Origin of the sequence: Lactobacillus sp. B4005 (assembly GCF_026536045.1) — a bacterium.
Classification (GTDB): domain Bacteria; phylum Bacillota; class Bacilli; order Lactobacillales; family Lactobacillaceae; genus Lactobacillus; species Lactobacillus panisapium.
Genome location: NZ_JAFNOZ010000001.1, coordinates 401098 through 417333, shown reverse-complemented (window position 1 = coordinate 417333; position 16236 = coordinate 401098). Strand labels below are relative to the sequence as shown.

Genomic DNA, 16236 nt, shown 5'->3' with positions numbered 1-16236 from the left:
TTAGCTGTATATATTATGGTAAATTGCCAACAAATCAGCTTCTTCGAGATGATGATCAACTACACGTGGAATCACTTTATCTTTAATAAAGAGATATTGATCAACGACCCCCGATAACATCTGAGTATCATGCGACGAAACAAAAATCAGTTTATGCTGATTATTTTTCAGTGCCAAAATGAAGTCTGCCAAATCCTTTTGCGCAGAAATATCTAAGCCATTTGATGGTTCATCAAGAAGAACAAAATCCGTTTGCATGGCGGCACCAACTAGAACTGCTGCCTTCTTCTTTTGACCTGTCGATAATTCTTGAAAAATTGTCTTCATATTTGGAGAAAAATTCAATTCAGCAGCCAATTTGGCAATGCTCTTTTGGGCAACTTTGGGATCAACACCCTTAATTGAGGCAAAAAATTGACAATTTTCCCAAGTATTCAGCCGGTTAATTAGTCCTCTTTCACCAGAAGCAATAAAAGACGTGTGTGAACTTGCCCATTTAGCATAATTTTGGGCTACTTGATCATTGGTTATTCGGCCTTCCGTTGGCTCCAGAACTCCTGCAATAAGACGCAAAAGTGTAGACTTGCCTACACCATTTGGGCCGATTAGGCCTACAACTTTTGGCTGAACATTAATTGTTAAATCAATTTGATTTAAAACCATTTTTTTGCCATATTTTTTTGTTAGTTGCTCAAATTTTAGCGCCATTAGCAAGTCCTCTTTTCATTAAATTTTAAGAATTAATGAATTATAACATTGAAGTGTAACAATATCAACTTAGGTAGGAAATCGCTGCGGCAAGTTGGACTAATTCCATTATGACCGCTACTAAGCTTTCTTCATCTGCTTGAGCCCAAATTTCACCCGTATTTGCATCATATTCAAAGCCATCAGCTAAAATTAGTTCTTCTGCCGAATCTAGCAAGTTTTGATCACTGGCACTGGGATCAATTTTAAAAAGAGTTCGACCATCATCGCCAACCCGGAAATAATCATCTTTTTGTTCTACAAAACAATAGATTGACTCACCCATTGCATCTTGAACAAACGTAACAATTTCCCAAGCATTATCTGCGATCTGACAAATTTGCGTCTGGTCCTGGACCCACGAGCCGATTGCCTTTTTTAATTGTTGACTTTCATTAGCAAAATTTTGGTTCATTTAAAAAGTTTCTCCTATTCTGAGTTAATGCTTCATTCCTGGCTTAATATCAGCCATTCCAATCATTGGGTCGATTTTACCAGCGTAAATTAATTCAGAAGTAAGTAAATAATCTTTAGGCTTTTCTTCTACCTGCTCGTCTACTTTTGGTGTTTCTACCTTTTTCTCAGGGGTTGTCTGACTAACAACGCCTAATTGCTCTTGCAATTTCTGACTTAAACCAGTTTGCCGATCATTACCAGAAGTATTAAGCGCCATCACATACGCCCGAGGATCGCCAATTAAAACCAAGTTTTTTTCGGCACGCGTAACCGCCGTGTACAGCAGATTCCGTTTCAACATAACATAATTTTGCATTGTTAAACTCAAAATTACTAGTGGAAATTCCGAACCTTGGGCCTTATGAATTGTTATTGCATAAGCTCTGGTCAAATCAAATAAATCTTTTTTGCTAAAGTTTATTTCCCGTCCATCAAAGTCTGCAGTCATACACTTTTGCGGATTTTTTTCATCAATCGCTAAAATTTTACCAATTTGACCATTATATATATCTTTTTCAGGGTTATTTTGTAACTGTAAAACCCGATCCCCTATCCGAAAAGCTTCATCATGAACTTCGAGGATTTTACTGTTAGGTTTAGCCGGATTCATAATTTCCTGTATAACATTATTCAGATTGGTTACTCCACCTGGTCCTTGATACATGGCACCCAAGACTTGAATGTCATCTTTAGCAAAACCATGGGCAATAGCTCTTTCAACTATTTGGCTTACTACATGATCAACTTCATGCGGCGGACAAGAAATGAAAGAATAATTTTTAGTTTTAGTAAACAAAGATTGCTGATCTTCACCCTCATTAATATCATGAGCCAACGTAATAATACTCGAGTCGTCTCCTTGACGGTGGATTTGCTTTAAAACAGTTGTAGGAAAAGCATTAGCCTTAATTAAATCACTAAAGACATTGCCTGCACCAACCGATGGCAATTGGTCCTTATCTCCAACAAAAACGATATGCTTTGTATCATTAATGCTAGAAATCAGTTGCTTAAACAAAAACATGTCAACCATAGACATTTCATCGATAATTAAAATTTCGCCGTTTAATTCGTTTAAATCAGTAGCGTCATTTTCACCAATTCCTAATCCCAACATCCTGTGAATGGTCTTGGCCGTAATACCGGTAATCTCTTCCATTCTTTTAGCAGCCCGACCTGTTGGAGCAGCTAGCAAAAAAGGCGGATCGCTACTGTACAAAGACGAAGCAGGAATTTCAGCCAGCTCTCGCAATGAAAGTAAAATACCATTGATAATAGTTGTCTTACCTGTTCCCGGGCCACCTGTCAGAATCGAAATCGGGTTAGTTAAAGCATTTTTAATGGCCAGCTTTTGGGTGTCGTCATAGCTAATTTTTAATTTCTTCTCAGCATTTTTTATGGCCGTTTGAATTGCTCGTTCCTTATATGGCTTGGTGGTATTCTTCCGCTCAATCAAATTCTTCATCGTGAGAGCAATTTCGTTTTCAGTCTCAAAAATAGACTGCAATGCAGCATCTTCACCAGATACAACAATTTTGCCCTGGTGCTGGAGATTGTTAACGCACGTAGCAATGGGATCAAATTGTTTAATTTGTAATAACTTACTTGCTTGTGTTAGAAGTAACGCCAACTTTACAAAGGTATTTCCCTCTTTACTTAGTTCATCGAGTAAAATTTGGAAAATTGCACCATTAATACGTCGCGGATCATCGGCAGCAATTCCTAATTTACTGCCCATTCTATCAGCACTTTTAAACGCATAGCCCGTAACTTCTGCAATCGCGGCATACGGATCTTGCTCCAATTTAGCGAGAGTTTCACCGTGATAAATTTGATACAGTCTAGCTGCCACTTTTTTATTTAAGCCAAATTGTGCTAATTTAAGAACAATCTCTGAGTATGAGTCCATTGAATTAACACCCGAAATCAAACTGTCCTTTTGCTTTTTGGTTAATGGCAATGTGGCCACTTTAGCCGGATTATCTTTTAACACGGTTAAAGCATTTGTTCCTAAAGCTGAGATGATAGTATCCGCAGCCTTTTTCCCAATTCCCGGAAATTTACTGGAACTTAAATAGCGTGTTAAACTTCCTTTTTCTTGCGGAACTGATTGCTTATAGCTGTCACAGCGAAATTGCAAGCCAAATTTATTATGTACGACTAGCTTGCCGTCAAAAGTGTAAGTTCCACCTTCCTGAATATCGCCAAAACTACCAGTAACTTTAATTTCTTCTCGATCATAATCTTCTAGTTTACCAATGATAGTTACATCAAGAATTTTAAAAAGATCCTGATCGTTTTCAAAAACTATTCGATTTAATTTACCGTTAAACTTAGTCATTTTTCTTTTCCGAATCGTTAATCATTTTTAAAATTGCATCATATTGTTCTTGAGCCTGCTGGTAAAATTTAGGATCCTCTTGTTTAGCCTTGTGTAAATATTCTTCAGCTTCCTTGCGATTATCATTAAGAGTTGTTATGCCTAGCATGAAATTGACCTTAGCACTTCTTTGATTCTCGTTTACTTGCTGATAACTCGATTTTGCACTAGTTAAATTACCTAGGCTTAACCAAATATCTCCTAGCAATTCTTTAACCCGATTATCGATATTTTTGATTGTTAATGCATGGGCTAAAGCCTTCTGTCTTTGTCCCAATTTGAGAAAAACCAGAGCCTTTTGGTATAAGACCAAGTCATCATTTGGGATTTTGTTTAATAACTCTAAAGCTTTAGCAAAATCGCCTTGCAGATATAGACAAACTGCCAAATCATAGTCTAAATCTTGCGGATTTCTAACAAGATGTTTTGCTTGTTCTAAAAGCTGCGTTGCTTGGTCAAAACTCCCCTGTTCAATTAGACAAGTAGCAAGTTTTAGGTAATTTTCAGTATTTTGCGGGTCTGCATCAATTTTAGTAATCAGATCATGAATCTGCTTTTCAGATTGCTGCTTATTTTTTGCTTGGTTATTTTGGTCATTTGTCATAGTGAATCTGTTCCTAATATTTTTCTTCCTAAAAACTTAGTTTCATTCCAAACGAGTAAGTGAAAACTTTTTCCCTGATCGGTCGTTTCCAAAATACTTAAACTAGTATTACTGAGGGCGCCATTATGACGAATATCATAAAGAGGATAAGCTAAAAGTCCGCCCATGATCGCGCTTAAAGCTGCACCATGACTTACAACAATTACTTTATTGCTATCATCAGGATATTTTTGAGCAATTTCCTGGGCAAAACTCCATCCACGCTGAATCACGTCTGAATAATTTTCTCCACCGATGCTTTTACCATCATACTTTTCAGGACTATCCCAAATATCAGCGACTTGCTGTGGGTACTGCCTAGCAGCCTCTGAAAAATTAAGTCCTTCCATTTTACCCAAGTCAAATTCGCGTAAACGCTTGTCTCGGTTAATTATTAAAGAAGAAGACATACTCGACTTTAATCTTTTGGCAGTTTCATATGCACGATTTATCGGACTAGAATAAAAGCCAGCAAACTCCGTTTGACTTAAATAATGTCCAAGTTTTTGAATATCAATTAAACTTTGGGGTAAGAGTGGAGAATCACCATGTGCTCCCTGAAATTTTCGTTCTAAGTTCCATTCTGTTTTTCCATGCCTTATAAAATAAATCTGCATTACTAATCGATCAATCTCCTCTTATTGTTACCTTCATAGTTTATCATTTAATTAACGCAATTGAAAAAAGCAAAAAATTCAATAAGACTAACAATCTTATGTTGTATTTGAAAAAGCCAACAAAAAAAGAAAAATGCTCTATACACATTTTTCTTAATTGTTATTACTGTTTAAACTAGCTGTAATTTTTGCTCATTCTGGTAAGCACAATCAATATTGCCGCCACCAAGACACTCTTCACCATTATATAAAACGAGTGCCTGACCAGGTGTAACTGCTCGAGCCGGCTCAGCAAAGTAAACCGTCGCGGTATTGGTTGCTGCGTGGTAATCCACTGTTACTTCAACATCTGGCTGACGGTAACGAAACTTTGCGCTACAATGGAGCGTTAAGTCATGATCAGGCTGACCAGTAAAAAACGTCATCCCGCTTGCCTTAAGCTCAGTCGCATAAAGCAACTTGCTATCATAGCCTTGCTCCACAATTAGTTCATTCTTAGCTAAGTTTTTCCCGACCACAAACCAAGGTGCAGTAGACTCCTTGGTCGAGCCAAGTCCTAGACCTGAACGTTGACCGATGGTGTAATACATCAAACCAGCATGCTCGCCTACGACCTTACCGTCAGGAGTAACCATTTTACCCGCTTGTGCTGGCAAAAATTCACTCAGAAACTTTCGAAAATTACGTTCACCGATGAAGCAAATTCCAGTAGAATCCTTCTTTTTAGCATTTACTAAACCATTTTTAATGGCGATTTCTCTAACCTGCGGTTTGGTTAGATTTGCTAACGGAAAAATCACCCGCTTTATTTGGTCTTGCGTCAATTGACTTAAAAAATAGGTTTGATCCTTATTCCCATCTTTTGGACGCATCATATGAGTAATACCGTTTTTATCAGTCACGGTCTTAGCATAATGACCCATAGCAATATAGTCGGCATCTAAATTTAAAGCAAATTCTAAAAACGATTTAAACTTAATTTGACTGTTACACATTACATCGGGATTAGGCGTCCGTCCTTTTTGATATTCGTTTAAAAAATATTCAAAAACGCGGTGCCAATATTCTTTTTCAAAGTTAATTGAATAATATGGAATACCAATCTGATCTGCAACTTTTTTAACATCTTCGTAATCTTCAGTTACGGTACAAACACCGGCGTCATCTGTGTCATCCCAGTTCTTCATGAAAACACCGATGACATCATAGCCCTGCTCTTTAAGCAATAATGCAGATACAGAGGAATCAACTCCGCCACTCATTCCAACAACAACTCTGGTCTTTTTAGCCAATTAAATCAATCCTTTACAGCAACAATAATATTACGCTCTTCAAGATCTTTTAAAATATAGTTCAAAAGTTCAACCGTGGGCGCTAATTGCTTGTTTTTAAAAATATTCACTTTTTGCAAACCATTACGATCCGTAATGACCATCGTTAAATGGTTCAAATCTTTGTTAATCGTCATCTTAAGCTTGGTTGGCGCATTATAAGGTGAATCATTGTACAAAGGATGTTCGTAATTAAAATTCCCTTTAACTGTTTTAACAAAGCCCGCATCAATTAATGCATAAAGCTTTAGTTCTGGACTAAGCGTAAATTTACGATTATCACCATTGATTATAACTGTATTTGCCATGATTACACCTCTTGCTTACAAATAATAAGTTAATTTTTCTTAAAAAGCAACTAATTTTCCCTTTGTTGGACTTTTTTAACGATCTTGCTTAGTTGCTCAGCAAATTCCTCTACTTCTGTTTCAGTATTATACCGGCCAAATGAAATTCGGATTGATTCTGAAATTCTAGGAGAATCCTTACCAAAACAAGCAATTAACACATGCGACGGCTCAAGTGAACCAGCTGTACAAGCGGAGCCACCCGAGACAGCAAAACCAGCTAGGTCAAGATTAGCCTGCAGCACTGTAGTTGAAACACCATTTAGACGTAAATTTAGAACGTGATGGGATACATTTTCACCCACGCCACCATTAATCTGATAAGCAATTTCTTCTGCAGTCAATTTGTCTAAAATAATTTTTTGTAATTTTTGATATTTATTCTGCAAATCATTCTTATCAATAGCAGTAATTTCTGTAACAGCTTCACCAAAACCAGCAATACCAGGAACATTCTCCGTTCCAGCCCGCCTTTTAGTTTCTTGCTCTCCACCGTAAACGAGTGGCGGTAACTTAATTTGGTTATTTTCATATAAAAAGCCAAGAAATTTGGGACCATTTATTTTATGGGCTGAAGTAGACAACAAATCTATCTTCATTTCTTTGACATCCAAATCAATATTACCCAGCCCCTGAACCGCATCAACATGAAAATAAGCGTTGCTTTGAGCTACAATTGCCCCAATTTCCTTTAATGGATTAATTGCTCCAATTTCATTGTTGACCGCCATGATTGATACCAGAATCGTTTCAGGCGTTAAAGCTTTTTTTAGGTCATTAAGAGCAATATGACCATGTTCATCTACATCAAGATAAATTACATCAAAGCCTTCTTGCTCTAACTTTTTCATTGGGTTTAAAACAGAAGGATGCTCAATTTTAGTCGTAATAATACGCTTACCTTCGTTTTGCCGACTGTGAGCAGTACCTAAAATAGCGGTATTATTACTTTCGGAGCCCCCAGAGGTGAAGATGATTTCATTATCCTTGGCATTAATCGCTGCCGCAATTTTTGAACGAGCCTGATCAATTACATGCCGTGCTTTTCTCCCCAACTCATAAGTGCTAGAAGCATTGCCGAAATCATCCTTCATCTCCTTGGTAATCACATCAATCACTTTGGGAGACATCGGTGTTGTAGCTGCATTATCAAGATATATTTGTTTCATGATTTAATTCATCTCTTCTAAATAGGCACAAATTAATTTAGCAGCCTTTGACCCTACTTTTTGCGCAAAATGATCGAAATCTTCATTTGCATCATTATCGCCATTATCTGAAATAGCACGCATAGCTACTAATGGTTTATTAAAATGCGCGGCAACCTGTGCAAAAGCTGCTCCTTCCATTTCAACTCCTAAAGCAGTTGCAAAGTTCGCCTTAATCGCATCTTTTTGCGCTTCAGAGCCGATAAAAGAATCTCCAGTAACTATTAAACCTTCTTGAAATTTGACGTTCTGTTGCTCTAAAAAAGTAGCAAATCGTTTTCTAGCAGGTGAATCTAGTTTAAAAACTGCGGGTTCTCCCGGAATTTGCCCTTCAACATAATCACCAGCAAGAGTGTTATGCGCATCATGATAAGCAAAAGCGTTAGCTAGTATCAAATCTTCTTTGTGCACTTTCGCCTGTAAAGATCCAGCGGAACCTGTCATGAATATTAAGTCAATATCCACTATGCTTAGCAAGCTAGCTAGGTTCATCGCAGCCTGAACTTTACCTATTCCACTCAAACCAATATAAATATCATTATGGTTAACGCAAAAATGCTCGAATAACGTTGATCCGAACATTTCTTTGCTACCAGAGTGAAAATACTTATGATAATATTCTGCCTCAATTTCCATTGGGACAATAATTGCTATCTTCATTTTTACCCTCGTTAATTTTATAGATGAAATAACGCCAGTAATACCAAAATAATTAAAACTAGCATAATAAAAATTGCTCGATTCAATTTTTTCTTTAGTCTAAGACCTTTTTGTTCACTAGTAAGTGTACGGTCATTCGGGGAAATATGCGAATTAGCAGTTTTTTGGCTAAAATTGCCTTGTTTTCGCCGCTTTTCGCGCGTATTTTCCCTATTTGGCTGCTGAACATTCGACGCACCATCATTTTCAGACCGAGTAAATTCAGGGTTAACGTCAACTTCCTCATCATTGCCATCAAATGCCGATTTAATTGTATTGAAAAAGCCCTTATTCTTTTTATGCTTATTTTTCTTACGGTAATCTGATCGTTTTTCAGTCATCTTAATCCTTTGCGTTTGCACCTGTTAAAAGCATATTTTCCCATACGCTCATTGCATACAATGTCTTTGCATCAACAATTTTACCCTGTGCAGAAAGTCTCTTCAACTCTTCTAAACTGAACCAATGGCCAGTTAAAAATTCATCAGAATCAAGTGGCCTTTTATCAGTCAATTTTGTTAATGTATCGCAATAAAATAAATACAATTTCTCATTGGTAAAACCAGGTGACGAATAAAAATCTGTGATTTTTTCCCAATAATCGGCATGGTAGCCGCCCTCTTCATTCAGTTCCCGTTTCATCGCGTCCAAAGGACTCGCATCAGTTTCGTCAACCAAACCAGCAGGAATTTCTAAAGTTAGTTCCTTAATTGGTTCCCGCCATTGTTCAACTAAAAGCATTTCTTGCTTTTCATTTACGGCAATAGCTGCCGCTGCAGGTTGATGCTTAACCACTTCTCTAAGAGTAGTTTCACCATTAGGTAATTTAACTGTTCTAACCGAGAGGTCAACAATTCGACCTGAGAAAATCTGTTTTGAAGAAATTTCAGTTTCTGTTAAATCCATTTATTCACTTTCCTGTAGATTGGGCCAAGTAAACATTTACGCACTGAAGCCCATTTTTTCCTTGAGCAAGTTGATATTTAACTTTTTGCCCAACTTGAAGACGACGATAGCCCTCTTCTTTAATTGCAGTATAAAATACAAAATACGATTTATGGTTCTCACTATCTTCAATAAAACCAAAACTGCTGTTTTGATCAAATTGTTTTACTGTACCTAAACGCATTATTCCTCTAATCCTTCTTGGACAATATCTGGATAATCGCTTTTGACTATCTTAGCACAACGTCCACAAATTAGTGGCAAATCTTTGTCCTCACCAATATCAGTTCTGATCATCCGGCAACGTGGACAAACCTCGCCTTCAGCACGTTCAACAATATATGACCCATTAGTCAATTTTTCGGCATTTGCCGGTGCTGGGTCAGTTGCAATGGTTAATTTAGAAACAATTAGAATTTGTCTGAAGTTGGCATCAAGTTTAGCTAAAACGGCTTCAGTTTCCTTATCAGGATAAATTGTCACTGCAGCTTCAAATGACTTACCAATCAACTTCTTATCACGTGCTTGCTCTAAAGCCTTCAAAACATCGTCACGCATACTCATAAATTGTTTCCAGTCTGCTAGTAGTTCCGCCTCATTTTGATATTCGGAAACTTCTGGCATGTCAGCTAATTGGACATAGTCTTCTTTTTCTTTTAAAAATGACCAAATTTCTTCCATCGTGTGAGGTAAGATTGGCGTTAATACTTTGGCTAATTTGACTGCTGCATCGTAAATAACGGTTTGCATTGAGCGTCTAGCATGACTGTCTTGACCTTCAATATACAAAACATCTTTAGCAAAATCCAAGTAGAACGCAGATAAATCATTTGAAATAAATGAAAAGACCTTCTTATAGACCGTATTAAAATCATATTGCTCGTATTTATCTAAGCAAGTTTTTACCAATTGGTTCAAAAGTACTTCGAGATATTGATCAACTGAGTTTAACTCTTCATACGGAATTCGATCTTTTTCTGGATCAAAGTCAGACGTATTGGCAAGCATATAACGGAATGTATTTCTAATCTTCCGGTAGCTCTCTGAGGTCTGCTGCAAAATATCCTGCGAAACGGCAACGTCGGAAGTTGCATCTACAGAAGCAACCCAGAGTCGAATAATTTCGGCTCCCATCCGTTTGATTACATCATTTGGTGCGATAACGTTACCAAGTGACTTAGACATTTTATGTCCCTTATCATCAAGGACGAACCCTTGAGATAAAATACTGCGGTATGGCGCTTGTCCTGTAGTAGCAACTGAAGTAATTAAACTTGAGTTAAACCATCCCCGGTATTGATCACTACCTTCAAGGTATAAGTCGGCAGGAAAACGCAAGTTTGGTCTTTTAGCCATTACAGCTTGGTGTGATGACCCTGAATCAAACCAAACATCTAGAATGTCAGTTTCTTTTCTGAATTCACCATTTGGTGAATGCTCAGAGGTAAAGCCTTCCGGTAATAATTCTTTGGCAGTGTGCTTATACCAGGCATTTGAGCCTTCTTTAGCAAAGATTTGCGCAATATGCTCAATTGTTTCTGGCGTTACGATCGGCGTATCATCTTCGGCGTAGAAAATTGGTAATGGAACACCCCAAGCACGTTGACGCGAAATTACCCAGTCTCCCCGGTCCTTAATCATATTATGCAGACGAACTTTACCCCACGAAGGTGTGAAGTTAACTTTATCAATTTGATCAAGAATTTGTTGACGACATTTTTCGATTGAAGCAAACCATTGAGTTGTGGCACGATAAATTACGGGCTTCTTGGTACGCCAATCATGTGGATATGAGTGGGTAAAGAAACTCAATTTTAGCAAATTGCCGGATTTGCGCAATTTTTCTGCAACTACTTTATTTGCATCATCATAAAACATGCCCACTAAATCGGGATCTGGTACTTCAGACGTAAAGCAGCCTTTGTTATCCAATGGACTAAAGACAGGCAAACCATACTTTTGGGCCACATTATAGTCATCTTCACCAAAGCCCGAAGCTGTATGAACTAAGCCTGTACCATCTTCTGCGGTAACGTGCATAGCGTTCATCAGCAGTACATTCTGGCCATATAATGGATGAGTTGCCAGCATACGGTCCATATCTGAGCCTGCTAGGTGCTGAACTACCTCATAATTATCCCAACCTAAAGTTTCGGCAACTGCTTTTAAGCGGTCAGTTCCAACGACATATTTTTTGTCATTTACTTTTACAACGGAATAGTCAAAGCTTGGATTAACGGTAATACCTTGGTTTGCAGGAATAGTCCATGGCGTGGTTGTCCAGATCAAGAAGTAGGTGTCTTTTGGATCTAAAATATTTTTACCGTCTTTAACCGGAAATGCAACAAAAATTGAAGGTGATTTAACATCATGATATTCGACTTCGGCTTCCGCTAAAGTGGATTCACTTGATGGTGACCAATAAACTGGCTTTTTACCCTTATAAATGTAGCCCTTTTCATACATCTTACCAAAAACACGAATTTCTTCAGCTTCGTATTCCGGCTGCAACGTTATATAAGGATGATCCCAATCGCCCATTACACCAAGGCGCTTAAAATCAGCCATTTGCTTTTTGATTTCTTTTTTAGCGTAGTCTTCACATAATTGACGGTAATCTGCTCGACTCATTTCCTTGCGGTTAACGCCCTGTTTCGCTAATTGCTGCTCAATTGGCAAGCCGTGCGTATCCCAGCCAGGAACATAAGGAGCATAGTGACCGCTCATATTTTTAAAGCGAACAATAATATCCTTTGAAATCTTATTTAAAGCATGACCCATGTGGATGTTGCCGTTAGCAAACGGAGGACCATCATGTAAATCAAACCGTGGTTTACCCTCATTTAGTTTTAGTCGTTGCTCATATAATTTATTTTCATCCCATTCTTTTTGCCACTCGGCTTCACGAACTGGAAGATTGCCGCGCATTTTGAACTTAGTTTTACCTAAATTCAGCGTATCTTTCACTCTCATTTAAATTCCTTTCTGTCAAAAAACCTCGTCCTAAAATTAGGGCGAGGTTTATTCATCGTGGTACCACCTAAATTGAGCTTTTAAGCTCCACTTATAGATTGCGTAACGTGCAATTACCGAATAAACAATTTAGTTAGCAGCTGATCAACTATCGAGCTCTTATATTAGCCTTACACCACCGCTAATTCGCTGATTTGCTTTCAAGTTTTACTGCCTGTTTATTATTTATGATTCTTATCACTATCGGGAAAGATGATTTGAGCACCAGGTTCTACAATTGGCGCATTTTCATTTTCTCGTAAATTCACCGTTTCAGAATTAGAACTATCTCCAGCCATTGGCTTAGGATCATCTGCGGTGTCTTCATCAAAGTTTACTTCATCATCTCCGTCATTGTCAACCTCAACAGTAACATCATCGTCGTCATCTTCATCAACAACTTCTTCTGCATCTGTTAACATGATAGGCTCAGCACCATCTGGTGGGTAAAAACGTTCAGTCGAAAAATATTTATCAAGGGCCTTTTGCCATTTCTCATCATCAAGATTTTTGATTGCTTGTTGCAAAAGTTCCTGAATGTAACGTCTATAACCCGCAACTTCTTTTTTAACCCGATCATAATCTGCTTTGATTGTATCTAATTGCTGCTTCTGGTACTCAGTATCAACTTTAGCTTGAGCAGTTTCATTATGAGCTTGTTGCGTAGCTGTATTAATGATTTCTTGGGCTTTTACATGTGCATCAGCTAATTGAGCCTTGGCTGCTGATTCATTTTTATGAAACCTGGTTACTTCCGCTTGTAATTTTTCAACTTGATGATTTAGTTGTGTAATTTTATTTTTCAAATCAACCGTTTCATCAAGTGCATCTCCATAATCATCAACAATCCGATCTAGAAAAGCATCAACTTCGTGCCGATCATAGCCACTTAGGCCTCGTTTTTTAAATTCTTGATCATGAATGTCCATGGGGGTTAGTTTTTTTGTCTGTTTTTTCTTGTCTGCCACAGCTTCAGCACCACCTTAAATTTACCTTTTCTCGTAGACGAGATATTCATTACCTGGCATCTTCCAAAATGTCGCAAACTAATGATATCAGTTTCTTTTACTATTATATTAGAATCTCGCACTCCATGCCAATTTAATTTCACTAAATTGGCGGTAATTGCGTCTTTGATCATTTTACGACTCTGTTTACTAATGCCCGATAATACTGCATCAATTCTTAACGATGCAGCGATAATCGTTGCGTCAGTACTATCATCTTCAGCATGCAAAATATCTTTGGCAGTAATTGGCCGAATTTTAACTTGCGAGCGGCCAATTCGGCTAATCTCTTCCTGAAAAAAAGTAACTAACTCATTTTTTACAAAGATTTGCCAATGACCCGCATTGTCAGTAATGATATCACCAAAAGTATCAGTTTCGATTCCAGAATTAGCTATGCTACCTAAAATCGCACTATGCGATAAGTGCGCGAATTTTTGCGGATACACTATTTCGCAAGGTGTAATTTCATAGGCGCAAGGAGCTAAATTGACCCAGTCCTCAGTCATATAAACCCGTTTTTTCTCAGCATTAGGGTATCCACCAAATTCTTGAATAAACAGGTCGTTACCACTAATTGTTTTTAAAATATCTCGTTCACCAGGATTTAAAAAATCAGTCAAAATAGGTTGATGCTTAAAAACAATGCTATTGAAAAAACCGGTCATTTTATCAATAACCGATTTTTCTTCTGAATCAAAATATGGATAGAATTTGCTAGCTTGCCGTTTCTTCATTATAAAAAGATCCTTAATAAAATATTAGCAATCCAGCCCAATACGTAATCTTGAATAAAATAAAGCACTAACAATCCAATTAAAAACGATATATCCAAACCAGTCGAATTAGTTAAAGTTTGAATTGGTCCTTTGCGGAACAGATTTACATAAGGGTCAACTAGACGATCAATTAGTCGACCTACAAATGAATCGCGTAGCATCGGCACCCAGCTCATAATTGCATCAATAACCATAACAATACTGTATACCCAAATAATCCACTTAATGGTATTTAGGATGTAATAAATTGCTGTAAGCATTAACTCAAATTATCTTTCTTATCTACTAAATCGCTAATTTTACCGTTAGTAACAAACTTCGGCGGGGTTGCCAAGAAAATTTTGTCACCAATACGTTGAATCTCGCCATTTAACGCATAAACAGTGCCAGTAATAAAGTCAACGATTCGACGCGCTGAGGCATCTTCCATTCGACTGAAATTAATAATTACTGCTTTATTACTCAGCAAGTTTTGTGCAACATCTTTTGCGTCTGAATAAACACGGGGTTCATACAAAACAATTTTGCTTTTAGCAGAATTGATTCCAGATTTGATGGAAACCACTTTATCATGATCAATCGCACCATTTGGAATATTATTCTCATCGGTTATTTCTTGGTCATCAACATATTCTTCGCCGTCTAATAACTCGTCTTCGTCATCAGAAACACCGAAAAACTTACCTATTTTACTAAAAGCCATTACATTGCCTCCTATTAGTTTTCACCACGGTGTCTAAAAAACGGGATATCATCTGTATCATCGTCGTCAATAGCACTCGTTTCAATTTGTGAAATACTGCTTTGATCGTCATCATCAAAAGAAGTCTGACTCTCACTAGATTCAACACTGGCTGGTGTCGAACGTCTAGTTTCTTGGGTGTCATCACTATTTAAGCCCCAAACACTCGTAGGGTCAACCATAGTCTTATGCTTAGGTGCTGGTTGTACCTGTGTTTGCTGGTTAACCGCCGTTTCTTCTTCAGCAGCAGGTTTTGCAGTACCTTGTTCTGGTATTTGCGAACGTGACTCTTTGCTTGGTTGAGCCTTAACTTGATGACTGCGGCCAGGTAGCTGCTTTGAAGCCTCTTCTTCAGCCTGCGAACTAATTCCTGTTGCAATAACAGTCACAACAACTTCGTCTCCTAAATTAGGATTAATTGAAGTACCAAAGATAATGTTGACATCATCACCAGCGGCCTTGGAAACTATTTCTGAAGCATCTTGTGCTTCAAATAGAGTCAAATCAGGTCCACCAGTAATGTTCAATAGAACTTGCCGAGCACCATCAATTGAAACTTCAAGAAGCGGTGAAGAAATTGCCAACTTAGTAGCTTCAACTGTTCTATTTTCACCACTAGCGCGCCCAATTCCCATTAAAGCAGCACCTTGATTAGCCATAACTGTCTTAACGTCAGCGAAGTCAAGGTTAACGTAATCAGTTGAAGTAATCAAATCAGAAATACCTTGAACACCTTGCTTTAATACATTATCAGCTTCTTTAAAGGCATCCATCATTGGCGTCTTCTTGTCAACCATTTCAAGCAACCGGTTATTTGCAATAATAACAAGTGTATCAACATATTGCTTTAATTGCGAAATACCCTCAGCCGCATTTTTTGAACGCTTCGGGCCTTCAAATGTAAATGGTCGTGTGACTACACCAACAGTTAAAGCACCAGTTTCACGCGCAATTTTTGCCACAACAGGTGCGGCACCTGTACCAGTACCACCACCCATTCCTGCGGTAATAAAAATCATATCTGCACCCTTTAGTGCATCTTCAATTGTTTGTTCGCTTTCTTCTGCAGCTTTTTGACCTACTTCAGGATGTGAACCTGCACCTAAACCACGAGTTAGTTTCGGCCCAAGCTGAATTTTAGTTTCTGCCTTATTACTATTAAGAGCCTGAACATCAGTATTCGCAGCTACAAAAGAAACTCCTTGTACGCCGTCATCGATCATTCGATTAACAGCATTACCACCAGCACCGCCGACACCAATCACTTTGATGACAGCATTTTTATTGTCGTCCGAATCGAATGTGAAATCCATCTAATTAACC

The 16236-nt window shown here is 37.9% G+C and carries 18 protein-coding genes; all 18 read right to left on the bottom strand.

All coding sequences use genetic code 11. The features are described 5' to 3' along the window. Window positions 1-708, bottom strand: a complete 708-nt coding sequence (locus tag J3U73_RS02005) for an ABC transporter ATP-binding protein (protein WP_267409430.1) — start codon at window positions 706-708, stop codon at window positions 1-3. A 64-nt stretch (window positions 709-772) separates the two neighbouring features. Continuing rightward, complete coding sequence (locus J3U73_RS02000; RefSeq protein ID WP_267409429.1) at window positions 773-1162, bottom strand: DUF1828 domain-containing protein; 390 nt, start codon at window positions 1160-1162, stop codon at window positions 773-775. 24 nt (window positions 1163-1186) lie between these two features. Further along, the gene (locus tag J3U73_RS01995) at window positions 1187-3544 is read right to left on the bottom strand and encodes an ATP-dependent RecD-like DNA helicase (protein WP_267409428.1); all 2358 of its coding nucleotides are present in this window, start codon (window positions 3542-3544) and stop codon (window positions 1187-1189) included. Continuing rightward, complete coding sequence (locus J3U73_RS01990) at window positions 3537-4187, bottom strand: tetratricopeptide repeat protein (protein ID WP_267409427.1); 651 nt, start codon at window positions 4185-4187, stop codon at window positions 3537-3539. Before J3U73_RS01990 ends, J3U73_RS01995 begins: the two co-directional genes overlap by 8 nt. Beyond that, on the bottom strand, window positions 4184-4843 hold the full coding sequence (locus tag J3U73_RS01985; protein WP_267409426.1) for a histidine phosphatase family protein: 660 nt from the start codon (window positions 4841-4843) through the stop codon (window positions 4184-4186). Before J3U73_RS01985 ends, J3U73_RS01990 begins: the two co-directional genes overlap by 4 nt. A gap of 170 nt (window positions 4844-5013) precedes the next feature. Further along, entirely contained in the window at window positions 5014-6135 is a 1122-nt protein-coding gene (gene mnmA, locus J3U73_RS01980; RefSeq protein WP_258566337.1) for a tRNA 2-thiouridine(34) synthase MnmA, read from the bottom strand. 5 nt (window positions 6136-6140) lie between these two features. After that, a complete protein-coding gene (locus tag J3U73_RS01975) occupies window positions 6141-6482 on the bottom strand; it encodes a DUF1831 domain-containing protein (protein ID WP_103751540.1) in 342 nt (113 codons plus the stop codon). A gap of 50 nt (window positions 6483-6532) precedes the next feature. Continuing rightward, complete coding sequence (locus J3U73_RS01970) at window positions 6533-7690, bottom strand: cysteine desulfurase family protein (RefSeq protein ID WP_220269584.1); 1158 nt, start codon at window positions 7688-7690, stop codon at window positions 6533-6535. Between the two features lie 3 nt (window positions 7691-7693). Next, on the bottom strand, window positions 7694-8389 hold the full coding sequence (locus J3U73_RS01965) for a 5'-methylthioadenosine/adenosylhomocysteine nucleosidase (protein ID WP_267409424.1): 696 nt from the start codon (window positions 8387-8389) through the stop codon (window positions 7694-7696). A gap of 17 nt (window positions 8390-8406) precedes the next feature. Beyond that, window positions 8407-8769: a hypothetical protein gene (locus J3U73_RS01960; RefSeq protein WP_267409423.1), complete on the bottom strand. Its 363-nt coding sequence runs from the start codon at window positions 8767-8769 to the stop codon at window positions 8407-8409. Window position 8770: 1 nt separating this feature from the next. Next, window positions 8771-9334 (bottom strand): NUDIX hydrolase, encoded by a 564-nt coding sequence (locus J3U73_RS01955; RefSeq protein ID WP_220221085.1) that lies wholly within the window; start codon window positions 9332-9334, stop codon window positions 8771-8773. A 4-nt stretch (window positions 9335-9338) separates the two neighbouring features. Continuing rightward, window positions 9339-9557: a cold-shock protein gene (locus J3U73_RS01950; RefSeq protein ID WP_103751535.1), complete on the bottom strand. Its 219-nt coding sequence runs from the start codon at window positions 9555-9557 to the stop codon at window positions 9339-9341. Next, window positions 9557-12346: an isoleucine--tRNA ligase gene (ileS, locus tag J3U73_RS01945; RefSeq protein ID WP_267409422.1), complete on the bottom strand. Its 2790-nt coding sequence runs from the start codon at window positions 12344-12346 to the stop codon at window positions 9557-9559. Before ileS ends, J3U73_RS01950 begins: the two co-directional genes overlap by 1 nt. A 221-nt stretch (window positions 12347-12567) precedes the next feature. Then, entirely contained in the window at window positions 12568-13353 is a 786-nt protein-coding gene (locus J3U73_RS01940; RefSeq protein ID WP_267409421.1) for a DivIVA domain-containing protein, read from the bottom strand. Beyond that, complete coding sequence (locus tag J3U73_RS01935) at window positions 13320-14129, bottom strand: RNA-binding protein (protein WP_267409420.1); 810 nt, start codon at window positions 14127-14129, stop codon at window positions 13320-13322. The genes J3U73_RS01940 and J3U73_RS01935 overlap by 34 nt, the downstream gene beginning before the upstream one ends. Then, window positions 14129-14431 (bottom strand): YggT family protein, encoded by a 303-nt coding sequence (locus J3U73_RS01930; RefSeq protein ID WP_103751531.1) that lies wholly within the window; start codon window positions 14429-14431, stop codon window positions 14129-14131. Before J3U73_RS01930 ends, J3U73_RS01935 begins: the two co-directional genes overlap by 1 nt. Further along, window positions 14431-14874, bottom strand: a complete 444-nt coding sequence (locus tag J3U73_RS01925) for a cell division protein SepF (RefSeq protein WP_267409419.1) — start codon at window positions 14872-14874, stop codon at window positions 14431-14433. The genes J3U73_RS01930 and J3U73_RS01925 overlap by 1 nt, the downstream gene beginning before the upstream one ends. A gap of 14 nt (window positions 14875-14888) precedes the next feature. After that, a complete protein-coding gene (ftsZ, locus tag J3U73_RS01920) occupies window positions 14889-16226 on the bottom strand; it encodes a cell division protein FtsZ (protein ID WP_267409418.1) in 1338 nt (445 codons plus the stop codon). Between the last annotated feature and the right edge of the window lie 10 nt (window positions 16227-16236).